We start from the raw sequence: 14,936 nt of genomic DNA on the forward strand, positions 1-14,936 counted from the left end.
TTTCTATAAAGTTTTGTCTGTGAATTCAGAGCTCAAACATTTTTTAGACAATTGCAATTATTTTCTTAGCACATCCTGCTTGCCGTCTATGCGGATCTCAATAATTTAAAGATCATCAACGACCGGTACGGGCATGAAGAAGGGGACTTCTCCATCCGCCTTGTCGGACAGTTTCTGCAGGATGCCATCGGCAAACGCGGTGTCTGCGGACGCATCGGCGGCGATGAATTCGCATGTCTTGTTCCGTGTTCCGACGAAACAATGTCCAGGGATCTGTACCGGACGCTGCACTCCGCATTCGACATTTTTAATAGAACGAGCGAAAAAGCATATAATATTACCGTTTCCACCGGCTTTTATCTGCTTCCGAAAGACATGGATTCCACACTTCCGGAGATGCTCGCGCATGCGGATGCAATGCTTTACGAGGAGAAACAGAAACGAGATAAGAATGTTGCGAAAATTTTACCAAAATAGGAATTGATTTTTTTCTGGAAAGCAGTTAGAATACTTGAGGGATGATTTTTGAATCCCGTATTTCAAGCGAAACAGACCGGCAAAAACGGCTGTTTGATCAAAAAATTTCTAAAAAAAGGCAGGTGAACAGAATGGATAGTTGTGATTCTCATGGGCGAAGTACCAGCATAGGACGGGAACCGGAAAATATGCAGGATGACGGCCATCCTTCTGTCCTGCTTTAATCTTAAATATTTTCCCTTCTTATCCTATGAAAACCCGAAGTAAGACACATGATCCAAACCAGTTTTGAAACGTAATTCTCTGGTTCTTTTTTCGTGTGCTTTTACTGCCCTGTGAGGGTTCCAACATGCTTTTTCGCACCGACAGCACGCATGTTTTTTTCTGCTGTCAAAAAAAAGAATGGAGGATAACGAAAAAATGGAAAAACGAGTACAGGATTATACCCAGGAGATCCTGGATACAATCCGCAGTAACTCTTCTCCGGCTGTCATGGGCAGCCGCCTGGAAGATTACCACGAAAATGACCTGGCAGATGTTCTGCCGCTTTTAACGGTTCCGGAGCGATGCAAACTGTACCGCATTCTGGACACGGACATGCTGTCCGATATTTTTGAGTATGCTGAATCCGACAACGTAGCCGAGTACCTCGAAGAGATGGATGTCAAAAAAGCCGCTTCCATCCTCTCCAAAATGGAGACCGATGCACTGGCCGAGGTTCTGCAGAAACTCGACAAAGCAAAGAAAAAACTTCTGATCGAACTGCTCGATCCGGAAGTACGCCACGATATTGAGATGATCGCCTCCTTCGATGAAGATGAAATCGGTAGCCGCATGACGACAAACTGCATCATCATCCGCGAGGATCTGAATGTCAAACAGGCGATGAGCAGCCTGATCGATCAGGCCGCAAAGAACGACAACATCTCTACCATCTTTGTTGTCAATGCGCAGCAGAAATTTTACGGAGCGATCGATCTGAAAAACCTGATCATCGCAAGACGCGACGAGACGCTCGAGGATCTGACCGTAACTTCTTACCCGTACGTATATGCAGAGGAGCCGATCAACGAGTGTATCGAAGAACTGAAGGATTATTCCGAGGATTCTATTCCGGTCCTCGACAATGACAACCGCCTGCTCGGTGTCATCACATCATCAAACATCATCGACCTGGTTGATGATGAGATGGGTGAGGACTACGCGATGTTCGCAGGTCTGACCGCAGAGGAGGATTTAAAAGAGCCGTTAAAAGACAGTATGAAAAAACGTCTTCCATGGCTGATCATCCTGCTCGGTCTTGGCATGCTGGTTTCTTCTGTAGTCGGTATTTTCGAACAGGTTGTCACAACCCTTCCGATCATCATGACCTTCCAGTCCCTGATCCTTGACATGGCCGGAAACGTTGGTACCCAGTCCCTGGCTGTTACCATCCGTGTCCTGATGGATGAGTCCCTGACCGGAAAACAGAAATTACAGCTTGTTTTCAAGGAAATGCGCATCGGTTTCTGCAATGGTCTTCTGCTTGGTGTTCTGTCCTTTGCTGTCATCGGACTTTTCATCTTCTTATTCAAGGGAAAGACCATGATGTTCGCATTTTCCGTTTCCGCCTGCATCGGCATCGCACTGCTGCTGGCAATGCTGATTTCCAGTGCCGTCGGCACCTGCATTCCGCTGTTCTTCAAAAAGATCCACATCGATCCGGCGGTTGCTTCCGGTCCGCTCATCACGACGGTCAACGACCTTGTCGCTGTCGTTACATTCTATGGCCTGAGCTGGCTGTTCCTGATCGAGATGCTGCATCTCGCAGGCTGATCTTTTGATACGACTGAAAAATTTTTAAGAGGCAGATATCAACTTTTTCTGGTTTCGGAAAAAGCTGATATTTGCCTCTTATCTTTTCTCTTCCCTTCTTTACATTCCAAACAGAAACCGATATAATAGCAGGTAACGGTGCTTTTATGCTTTGACGTTTCACAGTGCCGCAAATATTTTGAAATGAGGGTTTTTGAAAACATGATTGTCAATCTCATCACCACAGTCTACAACTTTCTCTGGGGCGATCTTTTTACGATTCCGCTCCCGGGCGGCGGCAGTCTCGGAATCTCCCTTTTGATTCTTCTGCTGATCCCAACCGGCATCTATTTTACGATCCGGACACGTTTTCTTCCTATCCGTCTGTTCCCGGACATGATCCGTGCCCTGTCGGAAAAGAAAAATGAAAAAAGCAGCCTTTCTTCTTTTCAGACACTGATCGTTTCCACCGCAACGCGTGTCGGTATGGGAAATCTGGTCGGCGTTGTCGCTGCAGTCTCCGCCGGAGGCGCAGGTGCTGTGTTCTGGATGTGGGTGACGGCTATCATCGGCTCGTCTACCGCGTTTATCGAAGCTACGCTCGCACAGCTTCACAAAGAAGAAGATCCTCTGTACGGCGGCTACCGCGGCGGTCCTGCTACTACATTCACGATCTGGTTGAAGACCACCTCAAGAAGAAAAAACGATACGTTCTGCCGGCTGTTCTGTTTGCCATTGCCGGTCTGGTCTGCTGGTGCGGTATCAGTCAGGTAATCAGCAACTCCGTGGCTTCTTCTTTTAAAAATGCATTTTCCATTCCGCCGCTTTACACCAGTATCATGCTGGTGATTCTTTCTGCAATCATCGTACTGCGGAAAAATGCAACCGTAAAGGTGCTGGATTTTATAGTTCCTGTCATGGCAGTCTGCTATTTCTTTATCACACTGTTTATCATCGCAGTCAACCTCCGTCAGATTCCTTCTGTGTTTGCACGCATTTTTGAGGAAGCCTTCGGACTTCGTCAGATGGCAGCCGGCGGTTTTGGTGCTGTTCTGATGAACGGTGTAAAGCGTGGTCTGTTTTCGAATGAAGCCGGTTCCGGCTCCGCTCCATGCGCCGCTGCCGCCGCAGAATGTGACCGCCCGGCCAAAGCAGGCCTTGTACAGGCGCTCGGCGTTTTTGTTGACACAATCGTCATCTGCAGCTGCACCGCAATGATTATGCTGCTTGCACCAAAGGATCTGATTAATGGCCTTTCCGGCATGGATCTCTTGCAGACCGCCATGCAGTATCATCTGGGAAAATTCGGTGTGATTTTCATTGCACTTACGCTGTTTTTGTTCAGCTTTTCCACGTTCCTCGGCATTTTGTTCTATGCCAGAAGCAACGTTGCCTACCTGTTCGGTGACAAGTGGTGTTTCCAGACCGCTTACAAGGTTCTTGCACTTGTAATGCTGTTTATCGGCGGTATTGCCGCTTACACATTTGTGTGGGATCTCGGTGATGTCGGTATCGGGCTGATGACAATTTTCAACATTATTGCACTGTATCCGCTTGCCGGGGAGGCACTTTCCGAGTTAAAATCATATGAGGAGTCGAAGAAATCGTAAATCCTGTGGATTGCTGTTTCGGACCGAAAAATGGGTTTTTGAAAAAGGAGGTTTTTACACATGATCATTGAACCATCAAACTACACGTATGAGACAATGCCGGACTACACAGACGCGGTAGACGGCGCCGTGGAAATTCCGGTGACCGGAGAGGAAATTGAGATCCGCTATGCGCATGAAGTTGTCTACGACGAGGCGCACAATCTTCATCTGGAAATTTTCACACCATTCCAGATGGCGCACCCGGAGCGCACCTGGCCGTGCATCACATTTATTCAGGGATCCGCCTGGATGAAACAGTATGTCTACCAGAAGGTCGGCATGATCGCCCGTCTGGCGCAGCGCGGCTACGTTGTTGCAATCGTCGAATACCGTCACAGCGGAATCGCACATTTCCCAGCGCAGATCATCGACGCAAAAAATGCGGTACGTTTTCTGCGTGCGCATGCGGAGGAATACAAGCTGAATCCATCGCAGATGTTCCTGATGGGAGATTCTTCCGGCGGACAGGTTTCTTCCGTTGCCGGCATGACCGCAAAGAGCGGAAAACTTGACGAGCCGATCAATGAGGAAAGCTGCGAGGTATGCGGTATTATCGATCTGTACGGAGCTGTTGATGTGACACTGCCGTACGGCTATCCGATAACGCTGAACCATCAGAAACCAGACAGCCCGGAGGGCATGCTGATGGGCTATGACATTACCGAGCATCTTGAGGAGGCTAAGGCAGCCTGCTCCAAAACATACGTGAACGAGGATTTCCCGCCGATGCTGATCGCACACGGCACCAAGGACACGATGGTGTTCTGCCAGCAGAGTGTCGATCTCTACCACGCATTAAAGGATGCCGGAAAAGATGTACAGCTGTATCTTCTTCGCGGCGCAGACCACGGCGGTGCCGCATTCTGGACCGAGGAAATGATTACCGTTTACGATAACTTCTTCAAAAAATGTTTGGGTGAATAACATGAGAATTGCTTACTGCGAAGATGAACCGGCGCAGCGTTCCCGGATGGAACTGCTGCTCCGCACCTTTGCGGAGCGAAAAAGGCTTCCTCTGACCGTGGAAGCCTTTTCAGACTCCGCCGCTTTTCTGTTCCAGTATCCCGGCTCGTATCCGTTTGATCTCATCTTTCTCGATATTGATCTCGGCGGAATGGACGGCATGGCGCTGGCGCGGAAAATCCGTGAAACGGACAGTGAGGTGCCGATTCTCTTTCTGACGAATCATAAAGAATATGTTTTCGAAGGATATGAGGTGCAGGCGTTCCGGTATCTCTTAAAGCCGGTGACAGAGGATACACTGTTTCCGCTGCTCGAGGAGCTGCAGGCGATGCGCGGACAGGAAAAGCCGCATCTGCTGCTTTCACTTGGCGGGGAGACGCAGAAGCTGTTTCTCTCCGACCTGCTTTTTGTGGAATCCGATAATCATTATCTGACGCTGCATACAGCCGCCGGAATGGAAACTTTTAAGAAAAATCTGTCGGAGTTCCGCGAAGAACTTTCTGCCGCATGGCAGGCTTCTGGTGAGACGGGGGAATGTTTTGCGGCCGCACACCGGAGTTATCTTGTGAATCTCGCTCATGTGGAGCGGATCACGCGGACGGAATGTCTCTTGTCGGACGGAACAAAAATTCCGGTCAGCCGCGGATGCTATGCATCACTCAACCAGGCATTCCTGCAGTTTTACCGGCCGAATGCGTTTTAAAGGTTTTGCATTTTTTAATTTCCAATTCCGAACGAACCGAGGTGATGTTTCATGGCGCACATTCCTTTTTTATCCCATTATCTGGAACGCAAAAATATCGAATACCAGAACCAGCTTCTCGCCCGCCAGGTCGAGGAAGTGCAGAATATCTATCTGACAATGCGCGGCTGGCGCCATGATTACCACAATCATCTGCAGTCAATGAAGGCATATGTTGAGATGGGACAGTATGATAAGCTGCAGGAATATCTCGGGCTGCTCGAAAATGATCTCGATCAGGTCAACCAGCTCTGCGACTCGGGGAATGTGAATCTCGATGCGATTTTAAATTCCAAAATTTCACTCGCCGAAAAGAACGGCATCCGCGTGGATTACAAGGCAGCCTGCCCGGCCAATCTTACGGTGAGTGATATTGATCTCTGCGCGCTGATCGGAAATCTGATTGACAATGCGGTGGAAGCATGTGAGGGCCTTGCGGATCCCTATATCCGGCTTTATATTGGTGTGCTGAAAAACCAGCTGTATATTTCCGTTACGAATGCAACAAAGGATACTGTGCGGAAGCTGGACAGCGAGTATATCACCACGAAGCGCGGAAATCACGGGCATGGGCTGAAACGGATCAATCTTGTTGTGGAAAAGTACGAAGGATATATCAACCGGCAGAACGAGCCCGGCGTTTTCGTGACGGAGATTATGCTGCCGCTGTAAAAAGCTCTTTCCAGAATTTTTTGATTTTGTCCGATGATTCTACAGAAAAATTTTGCAGAACGTGAACACTTTTTTTGCTGTTCGCGTTCTTTTTTGTTCCATTTACGTACTTTTCCCCCGTGTTTTGCATGAATATGGTAGGATAACTACAGTTCACGAAAGACATGTGACAGAGGAGGTCTTTATGTATTCATTATGGTCTAACTACATTTATATTCATCGGGAGCTGTGGCATTACAGCAAAAAGCCGTTTCTCTTTCAGGCACTCGAAATCGTCTCACAGGTGCTCACCGGCTTTTTCGGGATTCTGCTTCCTGCCGGGATTCTCCTGTTTCTGGAACAGAGCAGCGGCTTTTCCGGATTTGCACTTGGAACGCTCGTTCTCTTTCTTTGCTATGCCGTTGTTTTTGTCAGCCACACCTTTCTGCAATCGCGGAACACCTGGCAGTATACCGAATTCCGGACCGGCTTTTTTACGCGCCGCCTTCTCTGTCATTTCATGCAGATAGATTATGCGGTTCTGACAGAACCAAAAACGCTGCAGCTCGCCGAAAAAGCCGTCGGAGCCACCTGCAGCAACTGGGTCGGCGTGGAAGGCATGTTCCGATACGATGTCACAATTTATTCTTCGTTTCTTGGGCTGATTCTCTACGCAGGACTGATCGGAACCGTCCATCCGGCTATCATTCTTCTGCTGCTTGTGCTCTCGGTTCTGCAGTTTCTCAGCTACCGCCGCGCGGCTTCTTACGAAGTCCGCCGCAGAGACGATCTGTCTGAAATTGAAGTATCGCAGCGCTATTTCCAGAAACAGTCGTACAACACATCCGCCGGAAAGGATATCCGTCTGTATCAGCTGAACGGATGGCTCGATGGTGTTTATCGCCAGCTCAACAAGCGGTATCAGAAAATTCTGTTCCGCATCCGCAGCGCCTACTTTGCAAATGATCTGCTGACACTTACACTACAGCTTCTGCGCGACGGAATCTGCTATGGCTTTCTGATTTACCGTCTATCCCACGGCACGATGACCGTATCCGGCTTTGTGCTTGCGCTCGGTGCCGTCTCCGGTTTTTCTTCATATTTTAACGAGATCACCGCCGCGCTCTCCAAATCCGTGCTCTGTCTCGAGCAGATCCGCTGGCTGCGGGAATTCTTCGATCTCCCGTTCCCTGCAGGCCACACGCTGCCGTTCCGGCCGGAACTTGCGGAAGAAAAACCGCTGGAAATCTGCTTTTCCCACGTCTCGTTTTCCCATCCGGGCGGCGATAAAAGGATCCTCGATGATGTCAGTTTTACACTCCATGCGGGCGAGCATACGGCACTTGTCGGCATCAACGGCGCCGGAAAATCCACCATTGTCAAGCTGATCTGCGGGCTATATCAGCCAACGGAAGGGAATATCACCATCAACGGCATTCCCCTTGGCAGTCTGAATCCGGCACAGTATTACAAAGCAATCGCGGCGGTCTTTCAGGACCCGTTTGCACTCTCGTTTTCGATTGCAGAAAATGTGAGCTGCTCCCCACTGGAAGAGACCGATCGTAACCGTTGCCGAGAAGCACTCATCCGCGCCGGACTCTGGGAAAAAATTGCAAGTCTGCCGCAGAAAGAAGAAACCTATCTTGGCAAGGATATGGCGGACGACGGCATTACGCTTTCCGGCGGTGAAATGCAAAAACTGATGATGGCGCGGGCACTCTATAAAAATTGCCATCTGCTCCTGCTCGATGAGCCGACGGCTGCGCTCGATGCAATCTCGGAAAATAAAATGTACGAAACCTACAGCACACTGCTGAAAAATAAGACTGCGCTTTTCATCTCGCACCGTCTTGCATCGACACGCTTCTGCGATACGATCCTGTTTCTCGAAAACGGAAAGATCAAAGAATGCGGAACCCACGATGAGCTGATTGCCCTTGGCGGATCGTATGCGCATATGTTTGAGGTGCAGAGCCAGTATTATCAGGAAACGGAGGAAGATATCTGATGAAAATGAAAGAACGGTTTCATGCCATCTGCCGCTTTTTAACTATGGTGAGCCAGGGCAATCACCGCGTGCTGTTCTGGCTTCTCGGAAGCGCTTTTGCAGCTGCAACGCTGCCGTATTTCTCCTTGTTTTTCTCGGCGCGAATTTTGAATTTACTGCTTGCAAAGTCGTACCGCGCCTGTCTGTATACTGTTGTCGTCTTTCTGCTTACGCAGTATGGGCTGGGATTGTTTGAAAAAATCTGCCGTCAGTATCTCGACGGCCAAAAAGAACTCTGTCTTGCACGCACGGAACAGAAAATCACCGCAAAGGCGCTGGAGCTGGAGTTTGAGAAATTCGAAAAACAGAGACGATGGATGCCATCCGGCGCACCAACGTCTCCTCCATGGGATCGGGAAATGTGGGTGACCAGCTCATTGTCATTCATACGCTGATCACTTCCCTGCTCTCGGTTCTCTATGCCCTGTTTTTCCTGCTCCGTCTGTTTCTTCTGTCCGACAGCAGCAGGAATAACTTTTTCACCTCGTCGTTTTCGATGCTTGCACTGCTCCTGCTCTGTGGTGTGCAGCTTGCACTTTCCTCCCGCATCAACCGCAGGAGTACGCAGAAAAAGATAGAGCTGAACCAGGGCAACGACCATTCCAACTCGGTTGCCAATTATCTCGTTAATGTGATGCTTGAAGAACGGCGCGCGGACGATATCCGCATCGGTCATCTCGATCATTTTCTCGACGTACAGTTTGGAAAAGCCATGGAACACTTTCTGCCGATGTACCTCGACTTCGCCCGCTTCTCCGCCATCACAGACGGAAAAAACGCGCTGCTTTCGCTCCTTTCCAATTTCGCTGCGTACCTTGTGATCGGCGCCAGGGCTCTGTACGGCGTTCTCCCCATTGGGGATGTTCTTCTGTATGCCGGTTCCGTGACACGCGCCATGAGTGATCTTCAGACATTTCTCGCAACCGGATCGGAGTTCGACTATATCAATTCCTATCTCTCGACCTATGAGGATTTCATTGCGCAGCCGTCTATGGCCTACGACGGTACACTGCCGATTGAGAAACGCGACGACGGCCAGTACGAATTTGCGTTCCACGATGTCTCATTCTCTTATCCCGGTACGAATATTCCGGTACTCGAACATGTGACACTGTCCTTTGCCGTCGGCGAAAAAACCGCCCTCGTTGGCCGTAACGGAGCCGGAAAGACAACACTCATCAAGCTGCTCTGCCGCCTGTATGAGCCAACTTCAGGTTACATCACCCTGAATGGCATTGACATCCGCAAATATAGCTACAAAGAGTACACACAGGCATTCTCCGTCGTTTTCCAGGATTTCCACCTGTTTTCCCTCCCGCTCGACGAAAACATCGCCGCCGGAACCGAGATTGATGAAGCTGCTTTGCAATCCTCTCTTGCAAAAGTCGGTCTCACCGACCGTGTACAGCAACTCCCGCAGGGCGTCCGCACCCGCCTTTACAACAACAACGGCTCCGGTGTCGACCTTTCCGGCGGCGAGGCCCAGCGCACCGCCATCGCCCGCGCCCTCTACAAGGATGCCCCGTTCGTCATCCTCGACGAGCCGACCGCAGCCCTCGACCCGATCGCTGAGGCTGAAATCTACGAACAGTTCAGCCAGATGACCGCCGGCAAAACCGCTGTCTACATCTCCCACCGCATGAGCAGCTGCAAATTCTGCGACCGCATCATCGTCCTCGACCACGGCCGCATCGCCGAAGACGGAACCCACGACACCCTCCTCGCAAACCACGGCATCTACGCCAATCTTTACGAAACCCAGGCCCAATACTACACCTGAGTCCTCACCCTCCCGTCCCCCACAACGTAAATGGGAGTCAGAAAAACACAACCCCTGGCAGTTCGTGCTAAGAACTTCCAGGGGTTGTGTTTTTCTGGCTCCCCCCACTTATTTCAGGAATGCAAACGGCTCCTCATCATGAATAAAATGCATCAGATGATAAGAACACATAATCGCTACATTTTCTTCCTTTAAGATTCTCTTTGCCTCCTCGCGGTCAGCAAGGACAACTTCGATCACTTCGCTCTCTTCGAGGTATTTGCGGCTGATCTCGCCCTCGCACCAGCCGTAAACGGCAGAGCATGCTTCATCGGTCAGGCCGATTGTGGTGAAGAACGGTTTCTCGTAGCAGGGATCTACTTTCAACGGGTGAAACGTAAGACCAGTCTCCTCATGCATCTCGCGCACGGCGGCCTCGTGGAACTCCTCGCCCGGTTCTACCAGCCCTGCCGGGAATTCATAGATGTAGTCGTCAATAGAAACGCGGTACTGGCGCACCAGAACAATTTTGTCGCGCTTTTCCCCGTACAAACTGTACATCAGCACGCCGTCCGGCGTATTTTTTCTTGTTTTGATCTTCATCTGCTCGATGGATTTTGCGCGGGAAGCCACATAATAGCGGAAGTGATGGTTTACTTTGTTTGTTCCTTCCACCAGGTAAAGATTTACGAACGGATTTTCCGTCTGTTTTGTGATTTTTTCAACATTCGGCATAAGTAACAACCTCTTTCTTTTCTCTTTTACTGGTCAAAATCAGCCTCAAACACGCCCTCCGGGGTGCGCATCGTCAGCACGCCGAGGTTGAATTCATCATCCATCACCGTGATGTGGTACTCGAAAATCACATCATCATCAAATTTCGATAATACCACATAGGAACCGTTCTCTTTTCCCTCGATCTGGTCGCAGATGTCATCGTAAACATCGCTTCCCGAAATCGGCCGCGGATAGCCGGATTCTTTAATTTTCTTTTCAATCATTTCATATAATTCGTTCATGTTCTGCCCTCGTTTTTCTTTTTATCGGTTATGTTTCATTGTACCACGAAAAGACCCGCGGGGACAATCCATTGCGGCGATTCACCGTGAACTTTTTTTATTTTCATACATCTTCTGGTCCGCCTGTTTCATGATGACGGATTCCGAGATTTCCATGTTTTCCCGGACCATTCCGCCGACGGTGCCGTTGATTCTGTTGTACGCCGTCATGATGCCCTCTGCACCGCTCTCCTCAATACATCTGCGGAACGGCTCGAGATACAGCTCATATTTATTCCGCGGGTCAATCGAAGAGTTCTTCCAGCCGCGGCCGACCTCGGTGTTGTTTCCATAGAAGTGTTTCAGGGTTGATGCACAGCGCAGATATTTTGGATCATCGCCCTGCATTCCCTCGATGTAAGCGCCGGCCATTTTTCCGGTCAGCACAGGGTCCTCGCCGTAGCCCTCCTCGTTTCTTCCCCATCTCGGATCACGCTCGAGGTCAACGGTCGGTGCCCAGCGGCTGAGGGAAGGATGTCGTCACGTCCGGCTTTCCTTTACGATCTCAACCGCCTCTTTCACCAGCTCTTCGATGCGGTCGAATTCGTTGTTTTCAATCATCGTATTTTTTACCATCCAGCTTCCGCCGCATGCTGCGATGCGGTCGTATGCCAGGTATTCTCTTACATTCTGCGGGTTGATGCCGCCGGTCGGCATGAATTTCATCATGGTGTACGGTGCTGCGATGGCACGGATGTATTTCAGTCCGCCTGCCGGTTCTGCCGGGAAGAATTTCACCATGGTGAGCCCAAGACCGATCGCCTGCTCCATCTCAGTCGGGGTCACGATGCCCGGGATCACTGGTACTTCGTGTGCCTGACACCATTTTACTACCTCCGGGTTGAGACCCGGGCTGACGATAAATTTTGCTCCGGCTTTTACGGCGCGGTCCGCCTGCTCGGTTGTGAGCACAGTTCCGGCTCCCACCAGCATCTCCGGGAATTTTTCACTCATAATGCGGATGGATTCTTCTGCCGCATCGGTGCGGAAGGTCACCTCGGCGCAGGCAAGTCCGCCCTTGCAGAGAGCTTCGGCAAGCGGCTCTGCTTTTGCTGCATCCTGTAAAACGACAACCGGCACAATGCCGTATGTTCCAAGCTGTTCGAGAATCTGATTCATGATAGCTGTTCCTCCGTTTTGATCTTTATCTGAAATTTATTCTGCATTCTGTTTTTATTTTATTCCCTTGTATCATAACCGGACAAGTTGTTTTTTTCTATTGTGCGGATTGCCGAATACATTGTAAAACTTGCTGTTTTGTGATATGCTGGGAATTGTTGTTATGGTTCAAAAATATCATTTTTTTGCAAGGATGCTTTTATTATGAAAGAAAAACTGCAGACGAAATTTGCCACCCGGCAGTACATGATTTCGGATACGTTTGAGTTATACTATTACAGCACCGACGATGTGCCCGGCGTAAAAGAACATACGCATACGCATTATGAGTTCTATCTCTTTCTCGAAGGGGCGATCTCACTGGAAATCGACGGAGTGCTCTACACACCGACGCCCGGCGATCTTCTTCTGATTCCGCCCGGCGTGCCGCATCATCTGGTGATGCACGACCTGTCTGTGCCGTACCGCCGCTTTGTGTTCTGGGTCAGCGCCGCTTTTGCAGAGCAGCTCCGCGCCCGTTCCGCCGACTACGTTTACCTGATGGAATACGCTGCCGAAAATCAGAAATATCTGTTCCCGCTCGATTCCGTCGAGTTCAACACGATCCAGTACCGCACCATCCGCCTGATCGAAGAAATGCGGTCCGATCATTTTGGAAAAGAGACGCAGATTTTTCTCTACGTCAGCGACCTGCTGATGCAGATCAACCGAACGGTGTATGAGCAGCATCACCCGCTCACCCGGAAAGCACAGCTCTCGCTGTATGAACAGCTCTGTTTCTATATTGATGAGCACCTGTCCGAGGATCTGTCGCTCGAACGGCTGGCGGCGGAACTTTTTGTGAGCAAATATCACATTGCACACGTTTTCAAGGATGAAATCGGCATGTCGATCCACCAGTACATTTCCAAAAAGCGGCTGGCAAGGTGCCGTGAAGCGCTGCTCGGCGATGTACCGGTCACGAAGGTGTATCTGCTGTTCGGATTTCACGACTATTCGAGTTTTTACCGCGCGTTTAAAAAAGAGTACGGGATCTCGCCGAAGGATTTTAAAGAACTGCATACCGTTACCAGCGATTAACACGGTCGTTCCAAATGCACTGTTTACTTTGTACTTTTCAGGAGGATTTTTAATATGTTTCAGATGTGGGGAAAATTAGTGGAAAACCATCATATTCTTCAGGATCTTACCGTCTGCATCGACGATGAGGATACCAGAACGCACAAGGTCTTCCGTGCGCTCGATGAAATCTGCGATGCCTGGAATCTGGCGAAGCCGATCTGGCTCGATACGAATATTTCGGAGTTTAAACGGAGATCGAAAACGCGGTTCACACAGGATAATTTTATTGAATCGCTGGAGTTTGATTATCTGGAAATTCAGATTACAGAGGAATAATGTTCTCTCGTTTTTGCAGCAATAAAGCAAATGCAAAAGCCGGGCATCCGGCGGAACTTGGGAGTGGCTGTTCTTACAGTCCCCTCTGCGGTTCCGTCGGATGTCCGGCTCTTTTTATGTATTTTGTCCCTGGCTTTGTATCCCTTTTATACCACGCGGTTTTCCATGCCGCCTTCCAGGTACGAAGCAATATTTTTCTGCACCAGTCCGATCAGGCGCGTGCGGGCTTCCTTCGATGCCCAGGCGATGTGCGGCGTGATGTACAGGCGGTCGGCGTCCGCCATTTTCAGCAACGGACTGTCACTGCGGATCGGCTCGCTGGAAAGTACATCGAGCGCTGCTCCGGCGATCAGGCCCTCGCGCAGGGCACAGCAGAGGTCACGCTCATTCACGATCGAGCCGCGGCCGACGTTGATCAGAATTGCGTTCCGCTTCATGTTGGCAAACGTTTCGATATTCATCAGGTTCTCGGTCGCCTCATTTAACGGGGCGTGGATGGAAACCACATCAGAATCCTTCAGCAGACGATAGAGATCGACCCGCTCGTAGTCCGGATCGTCGTGTGCACCGGAGGTGGAGTAATAGATCACACGGCAGCCGAATGCCTGTGCAATCGAAGCCACTTTTCTGCCGATCGCGCCAAGGCCGATGATGCCCCACGTCTTGCCCTCCAGCTCGGTGAACGGTCTGTCCATGCAGGTGAAAAGACTGCTGGCGGCGTAGCTGCCGTTTTTTACGTAATCATCGTAATAACGGAGTTTTTCTGCCAGATAGAAGTACATCGCAAAGGTGTGCTGGGCCACGCTGACGGTGGAATAGCCGGCGACGTTCGTCACGGCGATGTTGTGGCGCTTCACATAATCGAGATCGATGTTGTTGATGCCGGTCGCGGTGACGCAGATCAGTTTCAGGTTCTCCGCGCCGGACAGGGTGCGGCTGCACATGCGCACCTTGTTGCAGATGACGATATCCGCCTCCCGCACACGCTCCGGGCATTCCTCCTCCGTTGTTTTTTCATATACTGTCACTTCTCCAAAACGGGAAAAGCCGGACAGATCCATGTCCTTTCCCAGTGACTCTGCCTCAAGAATTACAAGTCTCATGTTGGTTCCTCCTTTTGCAGATGATGATTCTGCTTTATCCGGGAAAGCAGTGCCGCCTGTCTGTTTTGAAAGACAGCACTGCCTGAAATATTTTTATCTTAGATACCTGCGGACTGCCGATTCGGAAATATGGTCATGTCGATATGCCATGCTCCCCGGCCTGATCCCCTGGT

14 protein-coding genes and 2 pseudogenes are annotated in these 14,936 nt (G+C 50.2%); 11 read left to right on the plus strand and 5 right to left on the minus strand.

What is annotated here, in order from left to right:
* The first annotated feature begins 75 nt into the window (after positions 1 to 75).
* From DW965_RS08015 to DW965_RS08050, 9 genes and pseudogenes are all read left to right on the plus strand, one after another.
* The gene (locus DW965_RS08015; protein WP_256372851.1) at positions 76 to 477 is read left to right on the plus strand and encodes a GGDEF domain-containing protein; all 402 of its coding nucleotides are present in this window, start codon (positions 76 to 78) and stop codon (positions 475 to 477) included.
* Between the two features lie 420 nt (positions 478 to 897).
* Positions 898 to 2,292 (plus strand): magnesium transporter, encoded by a 1,395-nt coding sequence (mgtE, locus tag DW965_RS08020; RefSeq protein ID WP_022461398.1) that lies wholly within the window; start codon positions 898 to 900, stop codon positions 2,290 to 2,292.
* Between the two features lie 201 nt (positions 2,293 to 2,493).
* Positions 2,494 to 3,881, plus strand: a pseudogene (locus tag DW965_RS22095) (alanine/glycine:cation symporter family protein).
* Positions 3,882 to 3,941: 60 nt separating this feature from the next.
* A complete protein-coding gene (locus DW965_RS08030) occupies positions 3,942 to 4,847 on the plus strand; it encodes an alpha/beta hydrolase (RefSeq protein WP_055219163.1) in 906 nt (301 codons plus the stop codon).
* A gap of 1 nt (position 4,848) precedes the next feature.
* Positions 4,849 to 5,589 carry a LytR/AlgR family response regulator transcription factor gene (locus DW965_RS08035; protein ID WP_119198240.1) on the plus strand — a complete coding sequence of 247 codons (741 nt, stop codon included), beginning with the start codon at positions 4,849 to 4,851 and terminating at the stop codon, positions 5,587 to 5,589.
* Between the two features lie 51 nt (positions 5,590 to 5,640).
* Positions 5,641 to 6,300, plus strand: coding sequence for a sensor histidine kinase (locus DW965_RS08040; protein ID WP_055219159.1), 660 nt, complete (start codon positions 5,641 to 5,643; stop codon positions 6,298 to 6,300).
* A 184-nt stretch (positions 6,301 to 6,484) separates the two neighbouring features.
* The gene (locus tag DW965_RS08045; RefSeq protein ID WP_119198241.1) at positions 6,485 to 8,287 is read left to right on the plus strand and encodes an ABC transporter ATP-binding protein; all 1,803 of its coding nucleotides are present in this window, start codon (positions 6,485 to 6,487) and stop codon (positions 8,285 to 8,287) included.
* Positions 8,287 to 8,721, plus strand: coding sequence for a hypothetical protein (locus DW965_RS18955; RefSeq protein WP_147398777.1), 435 nt, complete (start codon positions 8,287 to 8,289; stop codon positions 8,719 to 8,721). Before DW965_RS08045 ends, DW965_RS18955 begins: the two co-directional genes overlap by 1 nt.
* Positions 8,640 to 10,106: an ABC transporter ATP-binding protein gene (locus tag DW965_RS08050; RefSeq protein WP_119198242.1), complete on the plus strand. Its 1,467-nt coding sequence runs from the start codon at positions 8,640 to 8,642 to the stop codon at positions 10,104 to 10,106. The genes DW965_RS18955 and DW965_RS08050 overlap by 82 nt, the downstream gene beginning before the upstream one ends.
* Positions 10,107 to 10,214: 108 nt before the next feature.
* Here the strand turns inward: DW965_RS08050 and DW965_RS08055 are convergent, their stop codons facing one another.
* The 4 genes and pseudogenes from DW965_RS08055 to DW965_RS08070 form a co-directional block, all read right to left on the minus strand.
* Positions 10,215 to 10,820 (minus strand): NUDIX hydrolase, encoded by a 606-nt coding sequence (locus DW965_RS08055; protein WP_055219153.1) that lies wholly within the window; start codon positions 10,818 to 10,820, stop codon positions 10,215 to 10,217.
* Between the two features lie 26 nt (positions 10,821 to 10,846).
* Positions 10,847 to 11,104, minus strand: coding sequence for a hypothetical protein (locus DW965_RS08060; protein WP_022461406.1), 258 nt, complete (start codon positions 11,102 to 11,104; stop codon positions 10,847 to 10,849).
* Between the two features lie 81 nt (positions 11,105 to 11,185).
* Positions 11,186 to 11,593 (minus strand): annotated as a pseudogene (locus DW965_RS08065) (glycoside hydrolase family 3 N-terminal domain-containing protein); the annotation flags it as partial.
* 30 nt (positions 11,594 to 11,623) lie between these two features.
* Positions 11,624 to 12,262: a bifunctional 4-hydroxy-2-oxoglutarate aldolase/2-dehydro-3-deoxy-phosphogluconate aldolase gene (locus tag DW965_RS08070; protein WP_055265555.1), complete on the minus strand. Its 639-nt coding sequence runs from the start codon at positions 12,260 to 12,262 to the stop codon at positions 11,624 to 11,626.
* Positions 12,263 to 12,466: 204 nt separating this feature from the next.
* Between DW965_RS08070 and DW965_RS08075 the strand changes: the two genes are divergently transcribed.
* Positions 12,467 to 13,342: an AraC family transcriptional regulator gene (locus tag DW965_RS08075; protein WP_055265553.1), complete on the plus strand. Its 876-nt coding sequence runs from the start codon at positions 12,467 to 12,469 to the stop codon at positions 13,340 to 13,342.
* Positions 13,343 to 13,396: 54 nt separating this feature from the next.
* Positions 13,397 to 13,660, plus strand: a complete 264-nt coding sequence (locus tag DW965_RS08080) for a hypothetical protein (protein ID WP_119198243.1) — start codon at positions 13,397 to 13,399, stop codon at positions 13,658 to 13,660.
* A 146-nt stretch (positions 13,661 to 13,806) separates the two neighbouring features.
* On the opposite strand, the gene DW965_RS08085 is transcribed toward DW965_RS08080, so the two are convergent.
* Complete coding sequence (locus DW965_RS08085; RefSeq protein WP_119198244.1) at positions 13,807 to 14,763, minus strand: D-2-hydroxyacid dehydrogenase; 957 nt, start codon at positions 14,761 to 14,763, stop codon at positions 13,807 to 13,809.
* Positions 14,764 to 14,936 lie beyond the last annotated feature (173 nt).

It is taken from the genome of Blautia sp. AM47-4, from assembly GCF_003479865.1.
GTDB lineage: Bacteria > Bacillota > Clostridia > Lachnospirales > Lachnospiraceae > Fusicatenibacter > Fusicatenibacter saccharivorans.